The sequence below is a fragment of the Sphingomonas sp. Leaf208 genome (assembly GCF_001421415.1).
Taxonomy (GTDB): domain Bacteria; phylum Pseudomonadota; class Alphaproteobacteria; order Sphingomonadales; family Sphingomonadaceae; genus Sphingomonas.
This window is the reverse complement of record NZ_LMKH01000005.1, coordinates 12,350-30,512: the sequence shown is the minus strand read 5'-3', so window position 1 is coordinate 30,512 and position 18,163 is coordinate 12,350. Positions and strand designations below refer to the sequence as shown.

The following is an 18,163-nucleotide window of genomic DNA, read 5'->3' as shown; positions in this document are numbered from 1 at the left end:
CAATTCTGCTGCACTTCTAACTCATTCCTGCTGCAATACCAGCACGCAACGTATATATCCCTTGCTCAATGGTGGAACTGGGTTGAAAGTGCGGTTTAGGGCAGGTCTTAGGCTGTTCTGACCTAGCTTTGTGCGGGATTTGTGCGAGGTTTGTGCGAGTGGTTGAACGCCAAGATAAGCCGGTCATGGACAGCTTTCAGGATTGGGCGGCATCGCATCAATCCAAGCCTGTCGTGAACCGCGCCGAGTTTCTGAAAGTGCGTGACGACGTTCTGACCATGCTGTCGAACAACCTGTCTGTCCGCAACATATGGGCGTTCCTCACGGCTGAGGGTCGGATCACTTACGGCCTTTCATCCTTCAATCGGGACGTTAGCCGGCTGATGAAAAAGGGCGATGCTGTGCCTTTGCCCTCTCCCGTCAAACCCTCCCCGGCGGCGATCGACCGTCCTCCCTCGCCACTTCCGGCAACCCCTCCCGCTGCCCCGCCAGCACCTACCAATCCGCCGCCTACGCCCCGGCCGAAACCCACGCGATTCCACAAACCCGACGATCCAAAGAAGGAAGATTACGTATGAGCAATGTCCACATCGTCCTTCAAGGCAAAGGCGGGGTCGGCAAGTCGCTTGCCGCCACTATGCTCGCACAGTTTCTCAAGTCGCGCGGGGAAACCCCTCTGTGCATCGATACGGACCCTACCAACGCCACGTTCTCCGGCTTCAAGGCGCTAAACGTCCGAAAGCTCGCGCTGCTGGAAAACGGCGATATCAACTCCCGTAATTTCGACGCCATGATGGAGCTTATTGTCGGGTCTAAGGATACCGTCGTGGTCGATAGCGGGGCGAGCACCTACAACCCTCTGTCGTCTTACATGTTCGACAATGCGGCCCCGGAAGTGATTGCCGACCACGGCCATCAACTGATCCTCCATACGATCATCGTGGGCGGTCAACATCTGGTTGATACTCTCTCCGGTTTTGCGGCAATCGCGGAAGCCTTCCCCGCGCCGGCCGTGATCGTCGTATGGCTGAACCCGTATCACGGGCCGATTGAGACGGAAGGCAAGACGTTTGAGCAGATGAAGGCATACCGGGAAGTGAAGGATCGCGTTGCGGCGATCGTGAAGCTGCCCGATCTCAAGCGGGAGACTTTCGGCGCTGACATTCAGGAAATGCTCGCCGAACGCAAAACCCTAGAGGAAGCCATAGCATCCGAAACGCTGCCCCTAATGCAGCGCCATCGCCTCGGCCGCGTGCGTGATGCGGTGTTCGGCGAACTCACGAAAGCGGCGATCATCTAATGGCTGAGCACGATAAAATCCGTGCTCTGATCGCTGAGATAGCGACAAAACACGGTGTCGCCCTGTCGCCTGACGATCCGCTCCTCATCCTCCAAACCATCAACACGATGTTGCTGGGGGAAAGTGCGGACGCGCAACAGGCGCAACTCCAAGCCTTCAAATCTGAATTGGAGGAAATGTCGAACCGCTGGGGGATTGAGATAAACGCCAAGGCGGAATCAATCCTCAACGCAGCGCTGGAAGCCTCCGAAGCGGCCATGCGTCAACGGATGGCTGAGTACGCTAAGAAGCTCGTGGACGACGTTGCGGCGGAAGTGAGCAAGGGGCTCGGCAAACCTCTCACGGACGGCCGGGCCATCGCCAATCGCAACCTCATCGCCTCCGGCCTCTCGATCGGCGCGGCGATCATCATAGCCTTGGTGGCGATCCTCAAATTCTGAGGGTCGCCCTATGGCGCGCGGGTGTGGGAAAGACCACGCGACAAGCTGAGCCCGGCGGATGGGGCGGCCTCTTGAGTTAGGCCCTGCCGCTCCTCCTGCTTCTTCCCCTGCTGCTGCCGCATGTGGATTTCGTGAAGCCGGCGGGCCTCCTGTAGCTCGGCGAAGTCATCCGCCAGTTTTGGGTCACGATGCGCCACCTTCTCGGCCGCCAGTGCCTCTATCTTCGATCCGTGAACCGTGATCCCGTCTCTGATCTCGCGAACCGTCTCAAGGCGGCTTTGGAGCAGTTGAATAGTGGCCTGCTGCTGCGCCACCTGAGCTTGCCATTTTGCCCGCGTGGATGCCGTCGCCAGCATCCCCGGCGGGTGCGCCTGTGCGTGTTGAAGTCGGGCGCTCTGAGCCTCGATCATGTTCTCAAGCCGATCCTCGATCTGGCTCGCTTGATCCTGTTTCTCCTCGATCGCCTGCACGAGTGCGCCCGCATACTCCTCCTCGATCGCGGCCGGCGCGGCTATCTCCCCAGCCTCCTGCGCCTCGATACCGCGTGCGAGCCCTAGCAGCCCGTCCGCGTCGGCGATTGGGTCGCCCGTCCCGTTAGACAGCGGTTGCTTGTTGCTATCGATCAGCCCGGCCATGGAAGCCTCCTCGAATTTTAGCGGCTAAAATTCCGGCTCCGAATATATCTGATGTTTACATAGAGGAAAGGCCCCGCTGACTGCGGGGCCTCTTAAGGTTCTATCAGTGTACGATGCCAATGTAATTATTTCCGCCTGCGATAAGCTGGGAGGCTGCATCTAAGTCCCGACGACTAAGGCCGCCCTTACTCTTAACAGCCGATAGGCTAAGGGCGTTTGGAGCGGGTTCTACCGTCGTCGCAACCTCCTCACCTGTTGGCGAGATAGTTATGTGGACCATGCTGCCTTTCAAGTGAGCGATGGCGCTGGTGTCAGTCTTTGCCCTATTTGCCAATCTGACGAACTCGTCACGATCGATCGCCTTTGGAAATGCTGATCGATTAGAGGTGAAAGCCAGCACGACCGCATCTGCCGGGTCGATCTTGTTGAACAGGTCAAAAGTCCATGTCTGCTCTTTGGGCGGGACCAGTGTGAAAAACGGGCCGGCACTGGCCCCCCAAAGCCGGCCGCTCTGTTCGATCGTCATGTTAGCGGGGATCACCCGCTCCGCGATGATCCGGGAGGCTTCGGCCGTGGTGGTTCGGAGATAATACGTCGTCATGCCTTTAGCCCTCAATCACGGAAATTAGGCGAACATCGCTAAGTTCGGCCTCGAACTCGCTGCCGTCGTCGTCGTATTTCATCCACGACGCGCCTTCATGCGAGGGGCGGCGGTTGAGCAGAAGGCGGCCGGGGCGTCCGTCATGCTGAACCGTCACGATTGCCTTTTTCAGCTTGTCTGGGTCGGGCTCCTTCTCCTCTTTTTCCTTTGTCGGCGCGGGCTCGGGTTCGGAACCGCCCTGCCCTTCCCCGCCGTCATCGCGTTCGTTGTCGTCACCGCCGGAGGTCAGATATTCCTTTAGCAACTTGACGGTCCCGCGCGTGATCTCCTGCTCCTCGTCGACAAGCCAATCCGTCACGCCCTCGGGGTGCTTCTTGTAGAGCCCGACAAGCTCGTTAATCAGCGTCACGTCGCGGCACCGCTCGGACTGAAAAATCTCCGCAATCGGGTCGGGCAAGTCGAGCAAAGCGGCGTGCTGGGTGACGTAGGCGTTGGACTTTCCGATCGCCTTGGCAATGTCGCCCTTCTTCACCTTTTTCGCCAACTCGCGGCCGATGTATTCCGCAATTTCGCGAGCCGTCAGCGCGTCGCGCTGTAGGTTCTCGATGACCTGATCTGCTTCGGTATAGTCGCCGTCTACGAACGCTGGGATCGTGGTCTTGCCGGCGATGCCGGAAGCGCGGAACCGGCGCGCGCCGTGGTTGATGACAAACCGCCCTCCGGCATCCGGGTTCGGCCGGATCGAAATAGGGGTCTTCACGCCACGGATGGCGATCGTGGCCGCCAACTCCTCAAGGGATGCCTGATCGAAATAGGTCCGGGGCTGATGAGGATCTTCCTCGATCAATTCCATCGCGACCTCGGACGCCTTACCAGATGATACCGGCGTGCCGCTGTCTGACGGCGTAGGATCGCTGAGGAGGCCCGACAGGTCGCCCAAGCCCTCGATGCCAAGGCCGGAGCCCTGTGCGGCATCCGCGGGCTTCCTGCGGGCGGGTTTAGTAGGCTTCACGGCCGGCTTCGTCTCATCGGTCGGGTCGGCCATCATGCGATCTCCATCTTGTCATGGATATGCTGCGTCATGGCGAGCATTTCCTTGGCCGCCATGCGGGCGGAAGTTTTACGGATTTCCCAAACGGGAACATGGGTAGCGAGGGCATCCGCGATACTGCTGCGGTTGCCGATCGGCGTCGGCATAATCAGCGTGGGATAGGCGGCGGTAAGCTCGGCGAGGTGCCGGGTGTGACGCGGGTTGCGTCCATCAACCTTGCTCGGGATCATCCCGAGAAATTGCAGCTTGGGGTTCGCCTGCTTGAGCCCTGCGATCGTGGCGTTCATCTTCTTCACGCCTTGCAAGGCGTAAACCTCAAGCTCAATCGGCGACGCTACGTAATCGGCCGCCAGCAATGCAGACGCCATGGCGATGCCAAGGGAAGGGGCTGTGTCGATCAGGCACACATCATAACCATTCGCCGCGATACTGCTGATGCTGGCGCGGAAAGCCGGCGCTGCCTCCTGTAATTTCAGCTTCTCAAGGTCGGCAAGCTGCTGGTCCGCCGTGATAACTGCCATGTTGTCGATGGGTGCCAGGTCAAACAGTGCGACGCTTTTGAACAAGCTGCTGGCGACCATATCAGACTTGAAAGCTCCCAGTGTGAAGCTCGCATTGCCCTGCGTGTCCAAGTCGATGACAGCGACCTTTAGACCGCGATCGGCGAAGTGGAACGCCAGATGGACAAGAGTGGAAGTCTTCCCGACGCCGCCCTTTTGGTTTGCAATAACTAAGGTTTTCATCGTGCAACCTCCCGCTTGAACGGGGCGCGCTCGTTCCAGCCTTTTACAACTGACGCCTGATGGATTGGAAGGATGGCGGTAACGCGCTCGAACCCTACAGGAACAGCCTCGAAGGCGTCGCGCACGCGGTTGACGGCAAGTGATACGGCATTCCGCGAAACACTCATGGCGCGAGCGCAATCGGACTGACTCATGCCATCCACGAGGACGGCCCGAGCCATGGCAATCGGGCGTTCGCTGATCGTCATTCCCTCAATCGCGCGGGCAAACTGCTCAGGGGTGAGACGCTTACTTGCGGACATTGCTGCCTCCATTGTTGGCCTCGCTGTCACGCTCCCAAACGGGCCTATAGAACGCCACGAAATAGTAGAGGGCGGAATAGCCGGCGAAGTACGCGAGGAACGTCCATCCAGCGTGCGCGCCGGGGGTATCCCAAAGCCAGATCATGCGAAGAAACTGCCAGAATACCACTACCGGGATCACGAACCGGGCAACGGTCCAGAGAAGGGTCGTGATGACCCAAACGACGCCGATGATCTTACCCAAACGATTTTCCTCGACGTTGGGCGGCTTCGCCAGCGGGGGAGGGACGGCAAGCCGGATGATCTTGCGTGCGGGGAAGGGAATCACGTTCGTCATCGGAAACTCCGGTTTGGACCTTGGCGATATGCCCGGCCACAACTGATATATCGGATACCATCCACCCCTTTGTCAAGTCCTGTCAAGTTCGCCTTAGCAATTTTAGCCGCTAAAATCTCACTCTGTTTGGCGTTCCCAAATCCGGGGATAGCCAGCCTTGTCGCATAGAAGCGCCCACGCTGAGTAAGGGATCTGATCGTCCCCGCCTGCCCATCTGCGAATGACGCGGGAGCCCTTGCTGCTGATCCCCAAAAACTTAGCTACGCCGCTGCCAGTAAGGCCGGCCTCGGCAATAATTGCGCGCACCTCGGCCGGGGTAGGAGCCTCCCATCCATCGTCTGCCGGGCGTAGGCACTCGGGCCGCACGCTAGGCTGGGTCACGGTTTTTCCTCATGCGTTTGATCCTCGCTGTAACCGTGCAACGCCGCCCATCGTTGCGCGGTGCCACTAGTGATATCATCGCCCACCTTTGTCCCGGCATCATAGTGGCCGGCAAGTATCGCTCGCCGGGTATAGCCCAAAAGGGATGATATCGCGCCGCCAGCAAACGCACCCGACGCAACCGGGGCTCAACGCGTCGGGTCGTTTGCATTGCTTCCCCCCTCTGGGCGTTTGCTGTTAGCCAGTCATGAAATAGGTCTAGCTGAGCGGCGTTCGCTTTACGCTGCCGCGCCTTACTTATCAGACGTGCAAACCATACCTTTTGCTGCCCTATCCCCATGCCCTCCATTGGCACCGTAGCCCGCGCTCCGGCTCAAGGCGTCAAAGGATCTTGATACAGTCGCCCGGCTAGGAACACGAATAGGGTTCTCGGGCCGATCTGCTCGTCAAGTTGGGCGCTGACACGCTCGGCCCATGCTCGGCGCTCGGCAGCGTCCATATCGGCTAAGGTGATATTATAAGGCTCGATCGATCGCGAAGGTGGGACCAACCCGTGACACGCTGATAGAATAAACCATAGGCCACCTTTCATCATGGCGTAGGCTCGCGCCTTCTTAAAGCTCGCGCCCAATTCTGAATCTGCCGGAACGCATCGCGCCCGATCAGCCGGCGCGGAACTTCATGGGTGATGTCGGCCCGTTGAATAAATCGGGCTGGTGGCCGATGATCTTAGGGGCGTGAATGTGTCGCGGATCGCGGACAGCGCGGCGGGCCATAAGGGCCTCCTCATCCGGCGAGGCCGGGGATGAACCCCGGCCCCAGTCTATCAGTCAATGGCGTTCAGGATGGCGGCCTGCTCGGCGTGCTCCGTCGCGAAGTCCAAAAGCGAATGATAAGCCTCGGCCATAGCTTCGGTTTGAAGCTCGCCGCAAAACTGACCCAGCATAAAGAGGGTAGCGATGATCCCGGCAGCGTCACCGCTAACGGTGCCCTCATAGCCGTTCCCGTCAACTGCGATCCGCCATGTCTTATCTTCGGACGGGGCCATATAAAAACCGCCGTTATCCAGCTTATAAAAGTGCCAGTAACCGCCGATATAATCGATCGATAGTTTGCTCATCCAGCCATAGGTTAAAGCCTCGGCGCGGAGCATTTGGGTGAACCCGAAAAAATCGGGGAGTACGGACAGGCGCTTATCCTCGGGAACTTCGGTAGCAGCGATCTTCGGAGGCAGCTTCATCGGAAAACTCCGGTTCGGACCATGGCATAAGCGCCCGGCCACAACGGATATATCGGATGTTGGGCGGGTTTTGTCAAGCGTTGTAAAGCCTTTGGGGGCGAAATCGTTACTTTTTTGCCTCCCTACAACCGTAAATAGATCGATTTTGAGTGGTTTAATTTTAGCGGCTAAAATTGTGACTCGGCAGCAACATAGGCATTCACGACTATGCTTCAGTCGACCGACAAGAGGAGTCGACCCCAGAACCGCAAGCAATGCCGGCTGAGTAGGAAAGCCAAGTTCAGACCCTCCTATGGCGTTAAATCGTCTAGCGAAACGCGTTGCCCGACTAGGGCAATTCCACATTACACTAAGACAAAAGACTTCCGGGGAGTTTCAATATCCTTTTGATACTCATGGTCACGAAGACAACCGATCTCGCTTCTCGATGCCTTCCAACAGGCTGATAAGCGTCTTCGCCAATCCCGCATCTGTCGTCGTTGCCCTGATGTAATCTGCCTTCGACAAGCCGCCAAGCATCGTGGCGTGATCGGTGAGGCGGTCGCGCTGCCGCTGGGCTTCGTCATCGGGCATCGGGGCAGGCCGGAAACGTCTCTCAATCAGGTCGCGGACCATCGCCGGAAGTTCCATCCGATAAGCGTTTGAGGTTTGCTCGGATCTAGCACCAACCGTCCCATCCTCGATCTGAATATAACGGCGCAAGCGCGCCAACAAACCAGCCGCCTCAAGAGATCGAAGCGCCCTGTGAACGGTCGGACGCGACACGACAGCCCAATCTGCTATCATTTCATACGATGGGTACACGCGCCCCTTAAACAGCTTGTCCATGTAGAGCATGGTTGCGAGTACGCGAAGCGTGCTGCCGGTGATCCTGATGCACTTGCGCTCGAACGCCGTGAGAACCCGGCCGGTTTTGCGTGCATCCCTTAGCGCCCGTCTGCCGATCTCGAACATCATGTTGCCGCCCCGCTCGATCGCGCGCCGACTAGCCTTGGTCAACCTTCCGTAGAACGCCTCCTCCAATACGCTGCCGGCCTCCTTGCTCCCCCCGCGGACGGGACGCTTAGTAATGTGGAGCCCGCCCCTGTGGCGCGAATCTCCTCGCGCCCGGCCGAGTAGCTGGGCGGCGACCTCTCCAATCGTTGATGCTCGCTCGTAAGTCAGTGTCAGCATTATTCGTCCCCTTCTGATGCGAAAGGGCCGTTCAGCAGGCAAAACTTATGCGTGGCGCGAAGCGCGCTCCCTTGAACCAAAGCTCAGAAACGGCTATGTGGAGGTTGTTGAACTGACCTGTCAGCGTTTGGCGACGCTGCCACATAACAATTTCAGGGTGCCCGGCCTCGTGCCGGGCATTCGTTTATGTGCTCACGGCCAGAAACTCCTGTCGTAGAAACATATCGTCGCCGATCCGTTCGAGGATCGCATTCAGCGCGGCCTCTCGCGAGGACAAACCGTGCTTCGATTTCACCCCGTCCACGACCTCAACGGCACGCGGAGACAGGGCGATGGTCTGGCGCTTATACCCTTCCAAGTTTTGACGCTGATGCAGCTTCCGCATGGAAAGCGTGCTCGATGCGACAGGTTTAGGAAGGGGAGTCTTCGCCATGATTCGACGTTCTAGACCGCACCCCGTCCCTTGGCAATTCAATATTGAATTGCGCCGATAAGTCGCCGCAAGTATTGGCAACCGCCAAATTATTACCGGTACAGCCGAGCTTAGAAAAGTTCGGTTTCGGCCATCCGCGATCAAGTTACGCGTCGCAAGTCCGCTGGTACTTCAGTCGCCGTAAAAGATTGAATGACGACGAACGCTTCGTGTTCGGGCGTACAAATGCGACTGATCGCTCCGATCCCAGGTCGCACCCGCCCCAACGACTTTCAAACATTGCCGCCTTTCAAATGTTGGGTCGGTCATCTGGTTGAAACGGAGCGATCCACGCGACCCGCCTAAATGCGATACAGCGGTTTAAAATGGGGAAGGGGGCACTTGGTCCACGGCATATTCATCTTGTAGGTAGCCTTAGTGCAAACCTCCTATATCGCTCACCCCGGAGCCCCCTCTAATCGGTGTGCGAGATAGCCTCTTTAATTGGATATGTTAGACGCCCATGATACGCCGTACGTTCGGATTAATCGCGAAGCAGAGTCGAGGAACGCTAGCAGAAATTTTAGCCGCTAAAATTTTGGGTATCGAGAGGGAGGGTCATTGCGGTGATGCATAAGAAGATTCTCTGCATCAACATCATGCGCCACCTTGCCATGCGTGGCATGAGAAAGGCCGATTTGGCCGCAAAAGCCAATGTGTCTATATCGTACATATCCGACGTTACGAACGCCAAGGGGAACCCGTCGCTAGACACGATGGCTGCCATTGCTGATGCTTTGGAGGTTCCGCTGGTCACGTTACTTACTGTGCCCCCAGTAGGGACAGACGGGTGGGACGCGAGCCTATCTGACGCTTTACTGAAAGACGATGCCAAACTCGGCTTGCCATCCGGCTTCCGTCGCGTCTCGGCGATCGTGTCGGATCATCAAGCATTTCAAATAGCTAAGTGGCATAAGACCGCACATGATCGGTTGAAAATCAAAGAATAACAGGTAATTGTTGCACTCCGGCATCGCCTGAGAACAATTCTCAAACCGAGTCGTTTGTCGGTTGCCCCGGCCCATACACCCGGTATATCCTTTGCTTGACGCAATAATTCTGCGCGACAGGGGATTACGATGGCCGGCGAAGTCGAGACCGCAACCGTCAAAGAACGGGCACGGGAAACGCTAAGGCGGGCCATGGGTCCGATGATGCTGAGTGCGCTTGCCGATCCGAAGACAGTTGAATTGATTCTGAACGCCGATGGGAAGCTCTGGTTGGAGCGCCTTGGTGAAAAGATGACGTGCATCGGCAACGTCACCCCCAACCATGCCGAAACGATCGTCAAGGCTGTAGCCGGGTATCACGGCAAGGAAGCCACGCGGTTGCAACCTACGTTGGAGGGGGAGTTCCCGATCGACGGCTCGCGCTTTGCGGGACAGATGCCCCCGGTCGTACCGGCTCCGACCTTTGCCATCCGTAAGCGAGCGGTCGCGATCTTCACGCTGGATCAATATGTTGCAGCGGGGATTATGACAGGCGAGCAATGCGCGCTCATCACTGACGCTATAAAACGCCATCGCAATATCCTTGTGATTGGCGGCACGGGCTCAGGTAAAACCACGCTCGTCAACGCGATCATCAATGGAATGGTCGACCTTGATCCGACTGAACGCTTGGTCATCATCGAAGACACAGGCGAAATTCAGTGCGCGGCAGAAAACTACGTCCAGTTTCACACCTCGCCGCAAGTCTCTATGACAGCCCTGTTGAAGACGACGCTGCGTATGCGCCCTGATCGCATTCTCGTCGGCGAAGTCCGTGGGCCGGAAGCCCTCGATCTACTCATGGCATGGAACACCGGCCACGAAGGCGGCGCGGCAACGCTGCACGCTAACAATGCTGAGGCTGGCCTAAGCCGGCTCTCGCTCCTCATTAGTATGCATCCAGACTCCCCCCGGCCGATTGAGCCGCTGATTGGGGATGCTGTGCATCTGATCGTCCACATCGCCCGCACCCCGGAAGGGCGTCGGATCGAAAGCATCCTGGAAGTCGGGGGCTTTGTGGACGGTAAATACCGACTTCGTTCACTATGAGGGAGAACTGACGTGCAACTATACCTGACTGACGACACCAAGAAGCGGCTCATGTGGGCTCTGCTAGCGATGGCAGTGGTTGTCCTGTTCATGTGGCCTCACGCCGCTTGGGCGTCTGAAAGCGGCGGTGGCCTGCCATACGAAAGCTACCTGACGAAGATCCGCCAGTCGGCAACTGGCCCGATTGCATACGCGTTCGCCGTTGTCGGCATCGTCGTTGCTGGTGGCGCGCTCGTGATGGGCGGCGATCTGAACGGCTTTGCACGCGCCCTGCTCTTGCTCGTGCTGGTCGCGTCGCTCCTTGTTGGTGCGAATGCTGTCCTGTCCTCGATCTCCGGCGGTGGTGCAACGATCGCCGCTATGATCCCTGCCGGCGGGGCTAACGCGGTGGGGCTGGCCTAATATGCCCCTCCGGTCTGTCCCCATCCGTCGCTCCGGTGTCCGCCCTAACCTGTTCATGGGTGGGGACCGGGAGCTTGTCATGATGGCAGGGGTGGCGGCGGCCGGCCTGATTGGGCCGGCGATCAACGAACCTAAAGCGTGGATCGCCGGCCTCATCATCTGGTTTGGGGGCCTTTGGGCTGCTCGCCTAATGGCTAAGTCCGACCCGCTGCTCCGTGGCGTTTACATGCGTCACCGTGGCTACCGCGCGTACTACGCGGCCCGCTCAACGCCGTTCCGACTTAATTCGAGAAGTCAGCGGAAGCGGTATAACGAACCGGGGAAGAAGAAATGATCGAGACATTCGCGATATCTATCGCTGTCTTGGGTGCGCTGCTCATCGGCATCTTGTTTTTGTTGGTTTTGAAAAACTCTAAAAGAGCCAAGCTCGATCAATTCCGCTCCAAGGACGCCGGGTTCGCTGACCTTTTGAACTATGCGGCTATGGTCGATGATGGGGTGATCGTCGGCAAAAATGGCTCGTTTATGTCTGCGTGGCTTTACGCCGGCGACGACAACGCCAGTAGCACCGATCAGCAGCGTGAAATGGTGTCGTTCCGCATTAATCAGGCCCTCGCTGGGCTTGGCAATGGCTGGATGATCCACGTTGACGCACCCCGGCGGCCGGCACCGAACTATTCGGAACCTGGCCTTTCGCATTTCCCCGATCCGATCACGGCCATGATCGATGAGGAGCGCCGCCAGCTTTTTGAGGGGCTGGGGACGATGTACGAGGGCTATTTCGTCATTACCGCTACCTACTTCCCGCCAATGCTGGCGGAACAGAAGTTCGTAGAATTGATGTTTGATGATGATCGCGCGGCTCCGAGCCAAAAGGCTCGGACAACTGATCTAGTCGAGAAGTTCAAGCGTGATGTGGTTAGCTTTGAAAGCCGACTTGGCGCGGCTTTGAAGCTCACGCGACTGCGGGGCCATAAGGTGATGAACGAGGACGGTTCGACCGTCACTCAATGCGATCTGCTTCGCTGGCTGCAATTCTGCGCTACGGGTATCAACCAACCCGTCGTTCTGCCGTCCAATCCGATGTACCTTGATTCCGTCATTGGCGGACAGGAAATGTGGGCTGGCGTCGTACCTCGCATCGGCCGCAAATTCGTCCAGACGGTATCGATCGATGGGTTTCCGATGGAAAGCACGCCGGGCGTTCTGTCGGCACTTTCCGAGCTTCCTACCGAATATCGTTGGTCCACGCGGTTCATCTTCATGGACACGCACGAGGCGGTTAAGCACCTCGAGAAATTCCGCAAAAAATGGCGCCAGAAGGTCCGTGGATTCTTCGATCAGGTGTTCCAGACGAACAGTGGGAAAATCGATCAGGACGCGCTCTCGATGGTCGAGGACGCTGACAATGCCATGGCAGAGGTCAACAGCGGCCTAGTCGCGCAAGGCTATTATACCTCGCTGGTCGTGCTCATGGATGAAGATCGCGAGAAGGTCGAATTGGCTGCACGCCAGTTGGAAAAGGCGATCATTCAGATTGGCTTCGGCGCACGTATCGAGACGATCAACAATCTGGAAGCGTTCTTCGGTAGCCTTCCGGGGCATGGTGTCGAAAACGTGCGACGGCCGATCATCAATACGATGAACCTCGCCGATCTTATGCCGACTAGCACGATTTGGACCGGGCTCGATTACGCGCCGTGCCCGATGTATCCACCGCTTTCCCCCCCGCTGATGCAGGGTGTCACGAATGGTTCAACGCCGTTCCGTCTAAACCTCCATGTTCGTGACGTGGGACATAGCTTCATGTTCGGCCCGACCGGCGCGGGTAAATCCACGGCTCTCGGTCTGATCGCGGCGCAGCTGCGTCGCTACCCCGGAATGTCTATCTTCGCGTTCGATAAGGGCATGTCGCTCTATCCGCTCGCCAAGGCGACAGGGGGAAAGCATTTCACCGTTGCCGGTGACGACGAAACCTTGGCGTTTTGCCCGCTGGCGTTCCTTGAAACTAAGGGCGATCGGGCATGGGCGATGGATTGGATCGATACCATCCTTGCGCTCAACGGCGTCATCACAACCCCGGCACAGCGTAACGAAATCGGTAACGCGATCGTCAACATGTACGAAAGCGGCGGTCGCACGCTGTCCGAGTTTTCGATCATCATTCAGGACGAAGCGATCCGCGACGCCATCCGCCAATATACGGTTGACGGAGCGATGGGCCATTTGCTCGACGCCGAACAGGACGGGCTTTCGCTTTCGGACTTTACCGTGTTCGAGATCGAGGAGCTTATGAACCTGGGTGAGAAATACGCTCTCCCGGTGCTTCTCTATCTATTCCGCCGCATTGAACGCTCCTTGCGGGGACAACCGGCCGCGATCATTCTTGATGAAGCGTGGATCATGCTGGGGCATCCCGCATTCCGCGCCAAGATCCGCGAATGGCTCAAGGTTCTACGTAAATCGAACTGCCTTGTCCTAATGGCGACGCAAAGCCTTTCGGACGCTGCAAACTCCGGCATTCTCGATGTGATCGTGGAATCGACTGCCACGAAAATCTTTCTGCCGAACGTCTATGCGCGCGATGAAGACACGTCGGTCCTCTATCGCCGCATGGGCCTCAACCCCCGCCAAATCGACATTCTCGCGACCGCGATTCCGAAACGCCAATATTACTACGTCTCGGAAAATGGTCGTCGCCTGTTTGAATTGGCGCTCGGCCCCATTGCTCTTGCCTTCGTCGGTGCAACCGACAAGGATTCCATCGCCACCATTAAGGGGCTGGAAGCTCGTCTAGGCCCGCGCTGGGTCGATGAATGGCTGTCCCTGCGTGGCGTTACCCCTCAGATTGGAGAAGCCGCGTGAGCTTCATGGACAAGTTCCGGCGTGGCAACGCCGCTCCTCTCCCTGTGGAGGAAACTAACCCGTACATGTCGGCCCGGCGTACATGGAATGAACATGTTGGCGGCCTCGCCGCATCGCGGCGCATGTGGCAGCTTGTAGCGATCCTATCGCTGCTGATCGTTCTCGCGGCGGTCGGCGGAATTATCGCCATTGGTAGTCAGTCGAAGTTTGTGCCCTATGTCGTAAAGGTCGATGACCTTGGGACGGCGGTTGCTACAGCACGCGCAGATCGCGCCGCGCCGGTCGATGGCCGCGTGGTACAGGCTCAAGTCGGTTCGTTCATTCAAAGCGCGCGTTTTGTCACGTCTGACATAGCGTTGCAGCGGCAGGGTATTTTCCGCGTCTATTCGATGCTGCTGCCGAACGATCCCGCCACAGCCAAGATGAATGACTGGCTGAACGGCAACCCGGAGACCACGCCATTTGCGCGAGCCGCATCGAAAACGGTGACGGTCGAGATTGCATCGGTGATCCCGCAAACATCAACAACATGGCAGGTCGATTGGACTGAAACTGAGCGCGATCGGCAAGGCCAGTTGATCCAGCCGGCAATGAAGATGCGTGCTTTGGTGTCGATCCGCGTCGCCGCTCCAAGCACTGGCACCACTGAACAGCAAATCCACGACAATCCGCTGGGCATTTATGTCCAAGATTTCTCGTGGTCGCGCACGCTCTAAAGGGAGGGATAAGCACCATGAAACGGATCATCATTCTCGCCGCTCTGCTCTGCTCGATCCCTGCGATTGCAGCGGCTCAAGAGGGCGCTCCAACGGTCTTTAGCACTCGGGACACGCCCCTGACGCCAGCGGAGCGGGATGCGCTTCGGATCTCGCAAGATTGGCAGGAACGAAGCGCCACGGGGATACGTCCGGTCGCGGGCGCGGAAGGGTCGGTAGTCTTCCTATTTGGCGCAACCGAACCATCGATCGTCTGTGCCGTGCTTCAAATCTGTGATGTGCAGCTACAGGCTGGCGAACAGGTCAATTCGATCAATGTCGGTGATAGTGCCCGATGGCTGATCGAACCGGCCGTATCGAACTCCGGCCCGAACGAGACGCAACACCTCATCATCAAACCGATGGACGTGGGCCTTTCGACGTCGCTGGTGGTAACGACGGATCGCCGCACCTATCACATCAAATTGTCGTCAACTCGCTACGAGTTCATGGCTCGCGTGGCGTTTCAATATCCTGACGACGTGAACGCCAAATGGGCGGCCCTCAAGGCGCATAACGAGGTAGTGCGGAACGAACGCACAATCGCTGTGCCCGGTGGCGCTACTGCCGCTTACGCGGGCGCTGCTGGTCGTCCTGCGGCGGAATACCTATCCAATCTGAGCTTCAACTACACTGTGAAGGGTAGAGCCAGGTGGAAGCCGGTTCGTGTTTTCAATGACGGCGTAAAGACGATCATCGAAATGCCCCGCGCCATGGAACAGACCGAAGCTCCTTCGCTCCTCGTGGTCCGCGCTGGCGGAAGCATCAAGAAGGCTGAAGATACGTCGATCGTCAATTACCGGCTCCAAGGGGACCGCTACATTGTCGATCAAATCTTTGACGAAGCCGTGATGATCGCAGGCGTCGGCAAACGGCAGGATCGTGTCACCATCGTTAGGGAGCAATAGTCATGCGCTCGGCTCCTATCGCAGCCGTCGCGCTGCTGCTCGGTGGCTGCGCGTGGAATACAGGGCATAATGGTAGTTACGCCGCTGTCGCCGCACCGTCGGACGCGCAAGCCATGGCAACGGACTCGCTTGCCGAGTTGGTGAAGCTCTATCCCCCGGCGATCTCGCGCGTCGCGATCGACCCGGCCGCCAGCAATGACGGATTCGGATTGGCTCTTGCCGATGGGCTGCGTAGGCGTGGCTATGCCGTGGTTGAGGCAACCGGAAAGCGCGGCGCCGACATGACGGCGCTACCGCTTCGTTACGTCGTGGATCAACCGGCACCCGGCATTTACCGCGTGATGCTTACGGTCGCCGGACAGTCTTTGACGCGTGCTTATACGGTCGGGGAGGCCGGCGCGGCTCCTTCGGCCGGCTGGACGCTAAACCTCTCCGGTGCTTCGGCTGAGCTAGTCGAGCGTGCCACCCGGCCTGATCTGCCGCCCGACGTGCAACAGATGCAAGCTGAGCTTGCAGCCGTTGACGCCGGGGTTGCCCCGCAAGCGGCGCTAGTACCCGCTACGGCGGCTATACGAGAACCAAGCTATGCGATGCCGGCAACGGTTGTGTCTGTGCCTGTGCCACCCGCTGCGCCGGCCTATGCGGCGCAACATGCTGTGGACGCGCGAGCTGCTGAGATTGCAGATGCAGATGCCCGCGTGCGCGACATGACGGCAAAAGTGGCTGAGTATCAGGCGGCCGATACTATCGTTCGCGATATGTCGGCCAAGGTCGAGAAGATGCAAGGCGAGCTGGCCCGCGCCAAGGCGCGTCGCGCATCCGCTGCGGCTGGCTGGCGCGTCCAGTTTGCCGCGTTTCGCACCGATCGGGTTGCCCGGCAATATTGGCGAACGCTCACGACAACGCGCCCGTCGCTGGCCGCCTTGTCCCCCCGATTTCCGCGCTCAACGAAGGGCGTAACCTTCGTACAAGCTGGCCCTTACCGGACGGTCGCTTTCGCGCGGGCGGTGTGTGGCGGCCTCAAGGCTACGGCCTGCATCGTCGTTAAAGCCTGACGGGCGGATTGGAGTATATTTAGATGGCTACCGCTGATCCAATGTCGCCCGACGCCTCGCCGGGTGGAGCCTCGCCAAGAGGGGGCCTGATTACAGGTGTCCGTCGCGTCAACAACTGGCCGATCTACATCATCGGGGGCCTCGTCGTGGTCTTCCTGATTGTGGTCCTCATGGTCGTCATGGAGCGCAGTAGCGAACAGCGCGTGACGACTGATGAACTGCAAAAACCCAAAGAGGGTACAACCTCGATGGACATGGCCCGCCAAGTCGCGGGCACCACCGAGGGCGGCGAAGTCGCTGCAACAGGTGCGCCGCTGCCGCCAACGATTCCCGGAAACCCGACTATGGTTCCCGGCCCGGTGGCGCTCGATGAAAATGGTGTGCCGATCGCGCCGGTAAACCCGGACCTGCCCCCGGTTCCCCCCGGCGGGTCGGCGGGTAACGGTTCTGCCCCCCAAATCTCGCCAGAGGTCCAATCACGCCGACAGCGGCTTGCGGCGATGCGTGCGGCAAAAGACCAAATGTTCACGGACGCTGTTCGCGCTCCAACGAACATCAAGATGGCAGCGGCGCGAAGCGCTGGCTCGCCGGCCTCCGGTGATGCCAATGGAACGACAGCACAAAGGCTGGATGCTCTACGGCAGCAGATCGCAGCAGCAGCGGCAGAAGGTAACGGGCCGGCGGCCTCGGACCTTCAACAGCTTGCATCCCTGCAAGGTCAGATGGCCACCAATGGCGGCGGTATGAACGCCACAGGGCAACAGCAACCGGGCCGGGATTTGGGTCAGTTCGGCAACCGACAGGGTGGCGATCGTTGGCAGCTTGATTCCCAGCCTGCCGGGCCGCGCACGCGGTATCAGCTAACCGCCGGGTTCGTTATTCCGGGTACGCTGATCTCGGGCATTAACTCCGAATTGCCCGGTCAGATTGTCGCGCAAGTTTCGCAAAACGTTTTCGATAGCGCGACCGGCAAATACCTCCTGATTCCGCAAGGCGCTCGGCTGGTGGGCTCCTACTCGGCGGACGTTCAATATGGTCAGTCTCGTGTCCTTGTAGCGTGGCAGCGCATCGTATTTCCTGATGGGAAGGCCATGGATATCGGCGCAATGCCTGGCTCCGACAACGCCGGATATGGTGGCTTCAAGGACAAGGTGAACAACCACTATTTCCGTATCTTTGGATCGGCCTTGTTCATGTCTGCGGTGACGGCTGGCGCAACACTTAGTCAGCCGCAATCGAACTTTAGCAACAACGGCAACCAGCGCCAAAGCGCCGGGTCTGCTCTCAGCGAAGCCCTCGGGCAACAGCTTGGACAGGCGACCGCCATGATGATCCAGAAGAACCTGAATATCTCGCCTACGTTGATGATCCGGCCCGGCTTCCGGTTCAACGTCGTGGTCACAAAAGACCTAGCGTTCTCTAAGCCATACCGTGCTTTCGACTATTAAACCCAAGGAGGAAGTC

Annotated in this window: 22 protein-coding genes; 12 read left to right on the top strand and 10 right to left on the bottom strand. The window is 58.5% G+C overall.

The features are described from left to right. Positions 1-185 precede the first annotated feature (185 nt). From ASE69_RS21795 to ASE69_RS04645, 3 genes are read left to right on the top strand one after another with little or no spacing between them, the layout of a single operon-like run. Complete coding sequence (locus ASE69_RS21795; protein ID WP_156362139.1) at positions 186-578, top strand: TraK family protein; 393 nt, start codon at positions 186-188, stop codon at positions 576-578. Continuing rightward, a complete protein-coding gene (locus ASE69_RS04650) occupies positions 575-1,300 on the top strand; it encodes an AAA family ATPase (RefSeq protein ID WP_056483704.1) in 726 nt (241 codons plus the stop codon). Before ASE69_RS21795 ends, ASE69_RS04650 begins: the two co-directional genes overlap by 4 nt. Beyond that, positions 1,300-1,740, top strand: a complete 441-nt coding sequence (locus ASE69_RS04645) for a conjugal transfer protein TraM (RefSeq protein WP_056483701.1) — start codon at positions 1,300-1,302, stop codon at positions 1,738-1,740. Before ASE69_RS04650 ends, ASE69_RS04645 begins: the two co-directional genes overlap by 1 nt. Positions 1,741-1,748: 8 nt before the next feature. Here the strand turns inward: ASE69_RS04645 and ASE69_RS04640 are convergent, their stop codons facing one another. From ASE69_RS04640 to ASE69_RS04600, 10 genes are all read right to left on the bottom strand, one after another. Beyond that, positions 1,749-2,375 carry an IncP plasmid survival protein KfrC family protein gene (locus ASE69_RS04640; RefSeq protein WP_056483699.1) on the bottom strand — a complete coding sequence of 209 codons (627 nt, stop codon included), beginning with the start codon at positions 2,373-2,375 and terminating at the stop codon, positions 1,749-1,751. Positions 2,376-2,478: 103 nt separating this feature from the next. Next, positions 2,479-2,976 (bottom strand): hypothetical protein, encoded by a 498-nt coding sequence (locus ASE69_RS04635; RefSeq protein WP_056483696.1) that lies wholly within the window; start codon positions 2,974-2,976, stop codon positions 2,479-2,481. A gap of 4 nt (positions 2,977-2,980) precedes the next feature. After that, a complete protein-coding gene (locus ASE69_RS04630) occupies positions 2,981-3,988 on the bottom strand; it encodes a ParB/RepB/Spo0J family partition protein (RefSeq protein WP_414882949.1) in 1,008 nt (335 codons plus the stop codon). Between the two features lie 32 nt (positions 3,989-4,020). Next, entirely contained in the window at positions 4,021-4,770 is a 750-nt protein-coding gene (locus tag ASE69_RS04625) for a ParA family protein (RefSeq protein WP_056483690.1), read from the bottom strand. Beyond that, positions 4,767-5,072, bottom strand: coding sequence for a TrfB-related DNA-binding protein (locus ASE69_RS04620; protein WP_056483687.1), 306 nt, complete (start codon positions 5,070-5,072; stop codon positions 4,767-4,769). The genes ASE69_RS04625 and ASE69_RS04620 overlap by 4 nt, the downstream gene beginning before the upstream one ends. Further along, positions 5,059-5,409 carry a KleE stable inheritance protein gene (gene kleE, locus ASE69_RS22365; protein WP_056483685.1) on the bottom strand — a complete coding sequence of 117 codons (351 nt, stop codon included), beginning with the start codon at positions 5,407-5,409 and terminating at the stop codon, positions 5,059-5,061. The genes ASE69_RS04620 and kleE overlap by 14 nt, the downstream gene beginning before the upstream one ends. Before the next feature lie 754 nt (positions 5,410-6,163). Continuing rightward, a complete protein-coding gene (locus ASE69_RS23340; protein WP_414882948.1) occupies positions 6,164-6,382 on the bottom strand; it encodes a DUF6884 domain-containing protein in 219 nt (72 codons plus the stop codon). Positions 6,383-6,616: 234 nt separating this feature from the next. Continuing rightward, positions 6,617-7,030, bottom strand: coding sequence for an antirestriction protein (locus tag ASE69_RS04610; protein WP_056483682.1), 414 nt, complete (start codon positions 7,028-7,030; stop codon positions 6,617-6,619). Between the two features lie 399 nt (positions 7,031-7,429). Beyond that, on the bottom strand, positions 7,430-7,987 hold the full coding sequence (locus ASE69_RS04605; RefSeq protein WP_235518114.1) for a helix-turn-helix domain-containing protein: 558 nt from the start codon (positions 7,985-7,987) through the stop codon (positions 7,430-7,432). Between the two features lie 400 nt (positions 7,988-8,387). Continuing rightward, a complete protein-coding gene (locus ASE69_RS04600; RefSeq protein WP_056483677.1) occupies positions 8,388-8,636 on the bottom strand; it encodes a hypothetical protein in 249 nt (82 codons plus the stop codon). Positions 8,637-9,244: 608 nt separating this feature from the next. Between ASE69_RS04600 and ASE69_RS21030 the strand changes: the two genes are divergently transcribed. The 9 genes from ASE69_RS21030 to ASE69_RS04555 all read left to right on the top strand — a co-directional run bounded on the left by ASE69_RS21030 (position 9,245) and on the right by ASE69_RS04555 (position 18,147). Beyond that, a complete protein-coding gene (locus tag ASE69_RS21030) occupies positions 9,245-9,625 on the top strand; it encodes a helix-turn-helix domain-containing protein (protein WP_082452870.1) in 381 nt (126 codons plus the stop codon). A 129-nt stretch (positions 9,626-9,754) separates the two neighbouring features. Beyond that, positions 9,755-10,714 carry a P-type conjugative transfer ATPase TrbB gene (trbB, locus tag ASE69_RS04590; RefSeq protein WP_082452869.1) on the top strand — a complete coding sequence of 320 codons (960 nt, stop codon included), beginning with the start codon at positions 9,755-9,757 and terminating at the stop codon, positions 10,712-10,714. Between the two features lie 12 nt (positions 10,715-10,726). Next, positions 10,727-11,116, top strand: a complete 390-nt coding sequence (locus ASE69_RS04585) for a TrbC/VirB2 family protein (RefSeq protein ID WP_235518113.1) — start codon at positions 10,727-10,729, stop codon at positions 11,114-11,116. Between the two features lies 1 nt (position 11,117). After that, positions 11,118-11,450 (top strand): conjugal transfer protein TrbD, encoded by a 333-nt coding sequence (locus tag ASE69_RS04580; RefSeq protein WP_056483671.1) that lies wholly within the window; start codon positions 11,118-11,120, stop codon positions 11,448-11,450. After that, positions 11,447-13,981: a VirB4 family type IV secretion/conjugal transfer ATPase gene (locus ASE69_RS04575; RefSeq protein WP_056483668.1), complete on the top strand. Its 2,535-nt coding sequence runs from the start codon at positions 11,447-11,449 to the stop codon at positions 13,979-13,981. Before ASE69_RS04580 ends, ASE69_RS04575 begins: the two co-directional genes overlap by 4 nt. A 5-nt stretch (positions 13,982-13,986) precedes the next feature. Further along, positions 13,987-14,697, top strand: a complete 711-nt coding sequence (locus ASE69_RS04570; RefSeq protein ID WP_056483665.1) for a VirB8/TrbF family protein — start codon at positions 13,987-13,989, stop codon at positions 14,695-14,697. A 17-nt stretch (positions 14,698-14,714) separates the two neighbouring features. Next, positions 14,715-15,644, top strand: coding sequence for a P-type conjugative transfer protein TrbG (gene trbG / locus ASE69_RS04565; RefSeq protein ID WP_056483753.1), 930 nt, complete (start codon positions 14,715-14,717; stop codon positions 15,642-15,644). A 2-nt stretch (positions 15,645-15,646) separates the two neighbouring features. Further along, positions 15,647-16,699 carry an SPOR domain-containing protein gene (locus ASE69_RS04560; protein WP_056483662.1) on the top strand — a complete coding sequence of 351 codons (1,053 nt, stop codon included), beginning with the start codon at positions 15,647-15,649 and terminating at the stop codon, positions 16,697-16,699. 41 nt (positions 16,700-16,740) lie between these two features. Continuing rightward, positions 16,741-18,147, top strand: coding sequence for a TrbI/VirB10 family protein (locus ASE69_RS04555; protein WP_156362138.1), 1,407 nt, complete (start codon positions 16,741-16,743; stop codon positions 18,145-18,147). Positions 18,148-18,163 lie beyond the last annotated feature (16 nt).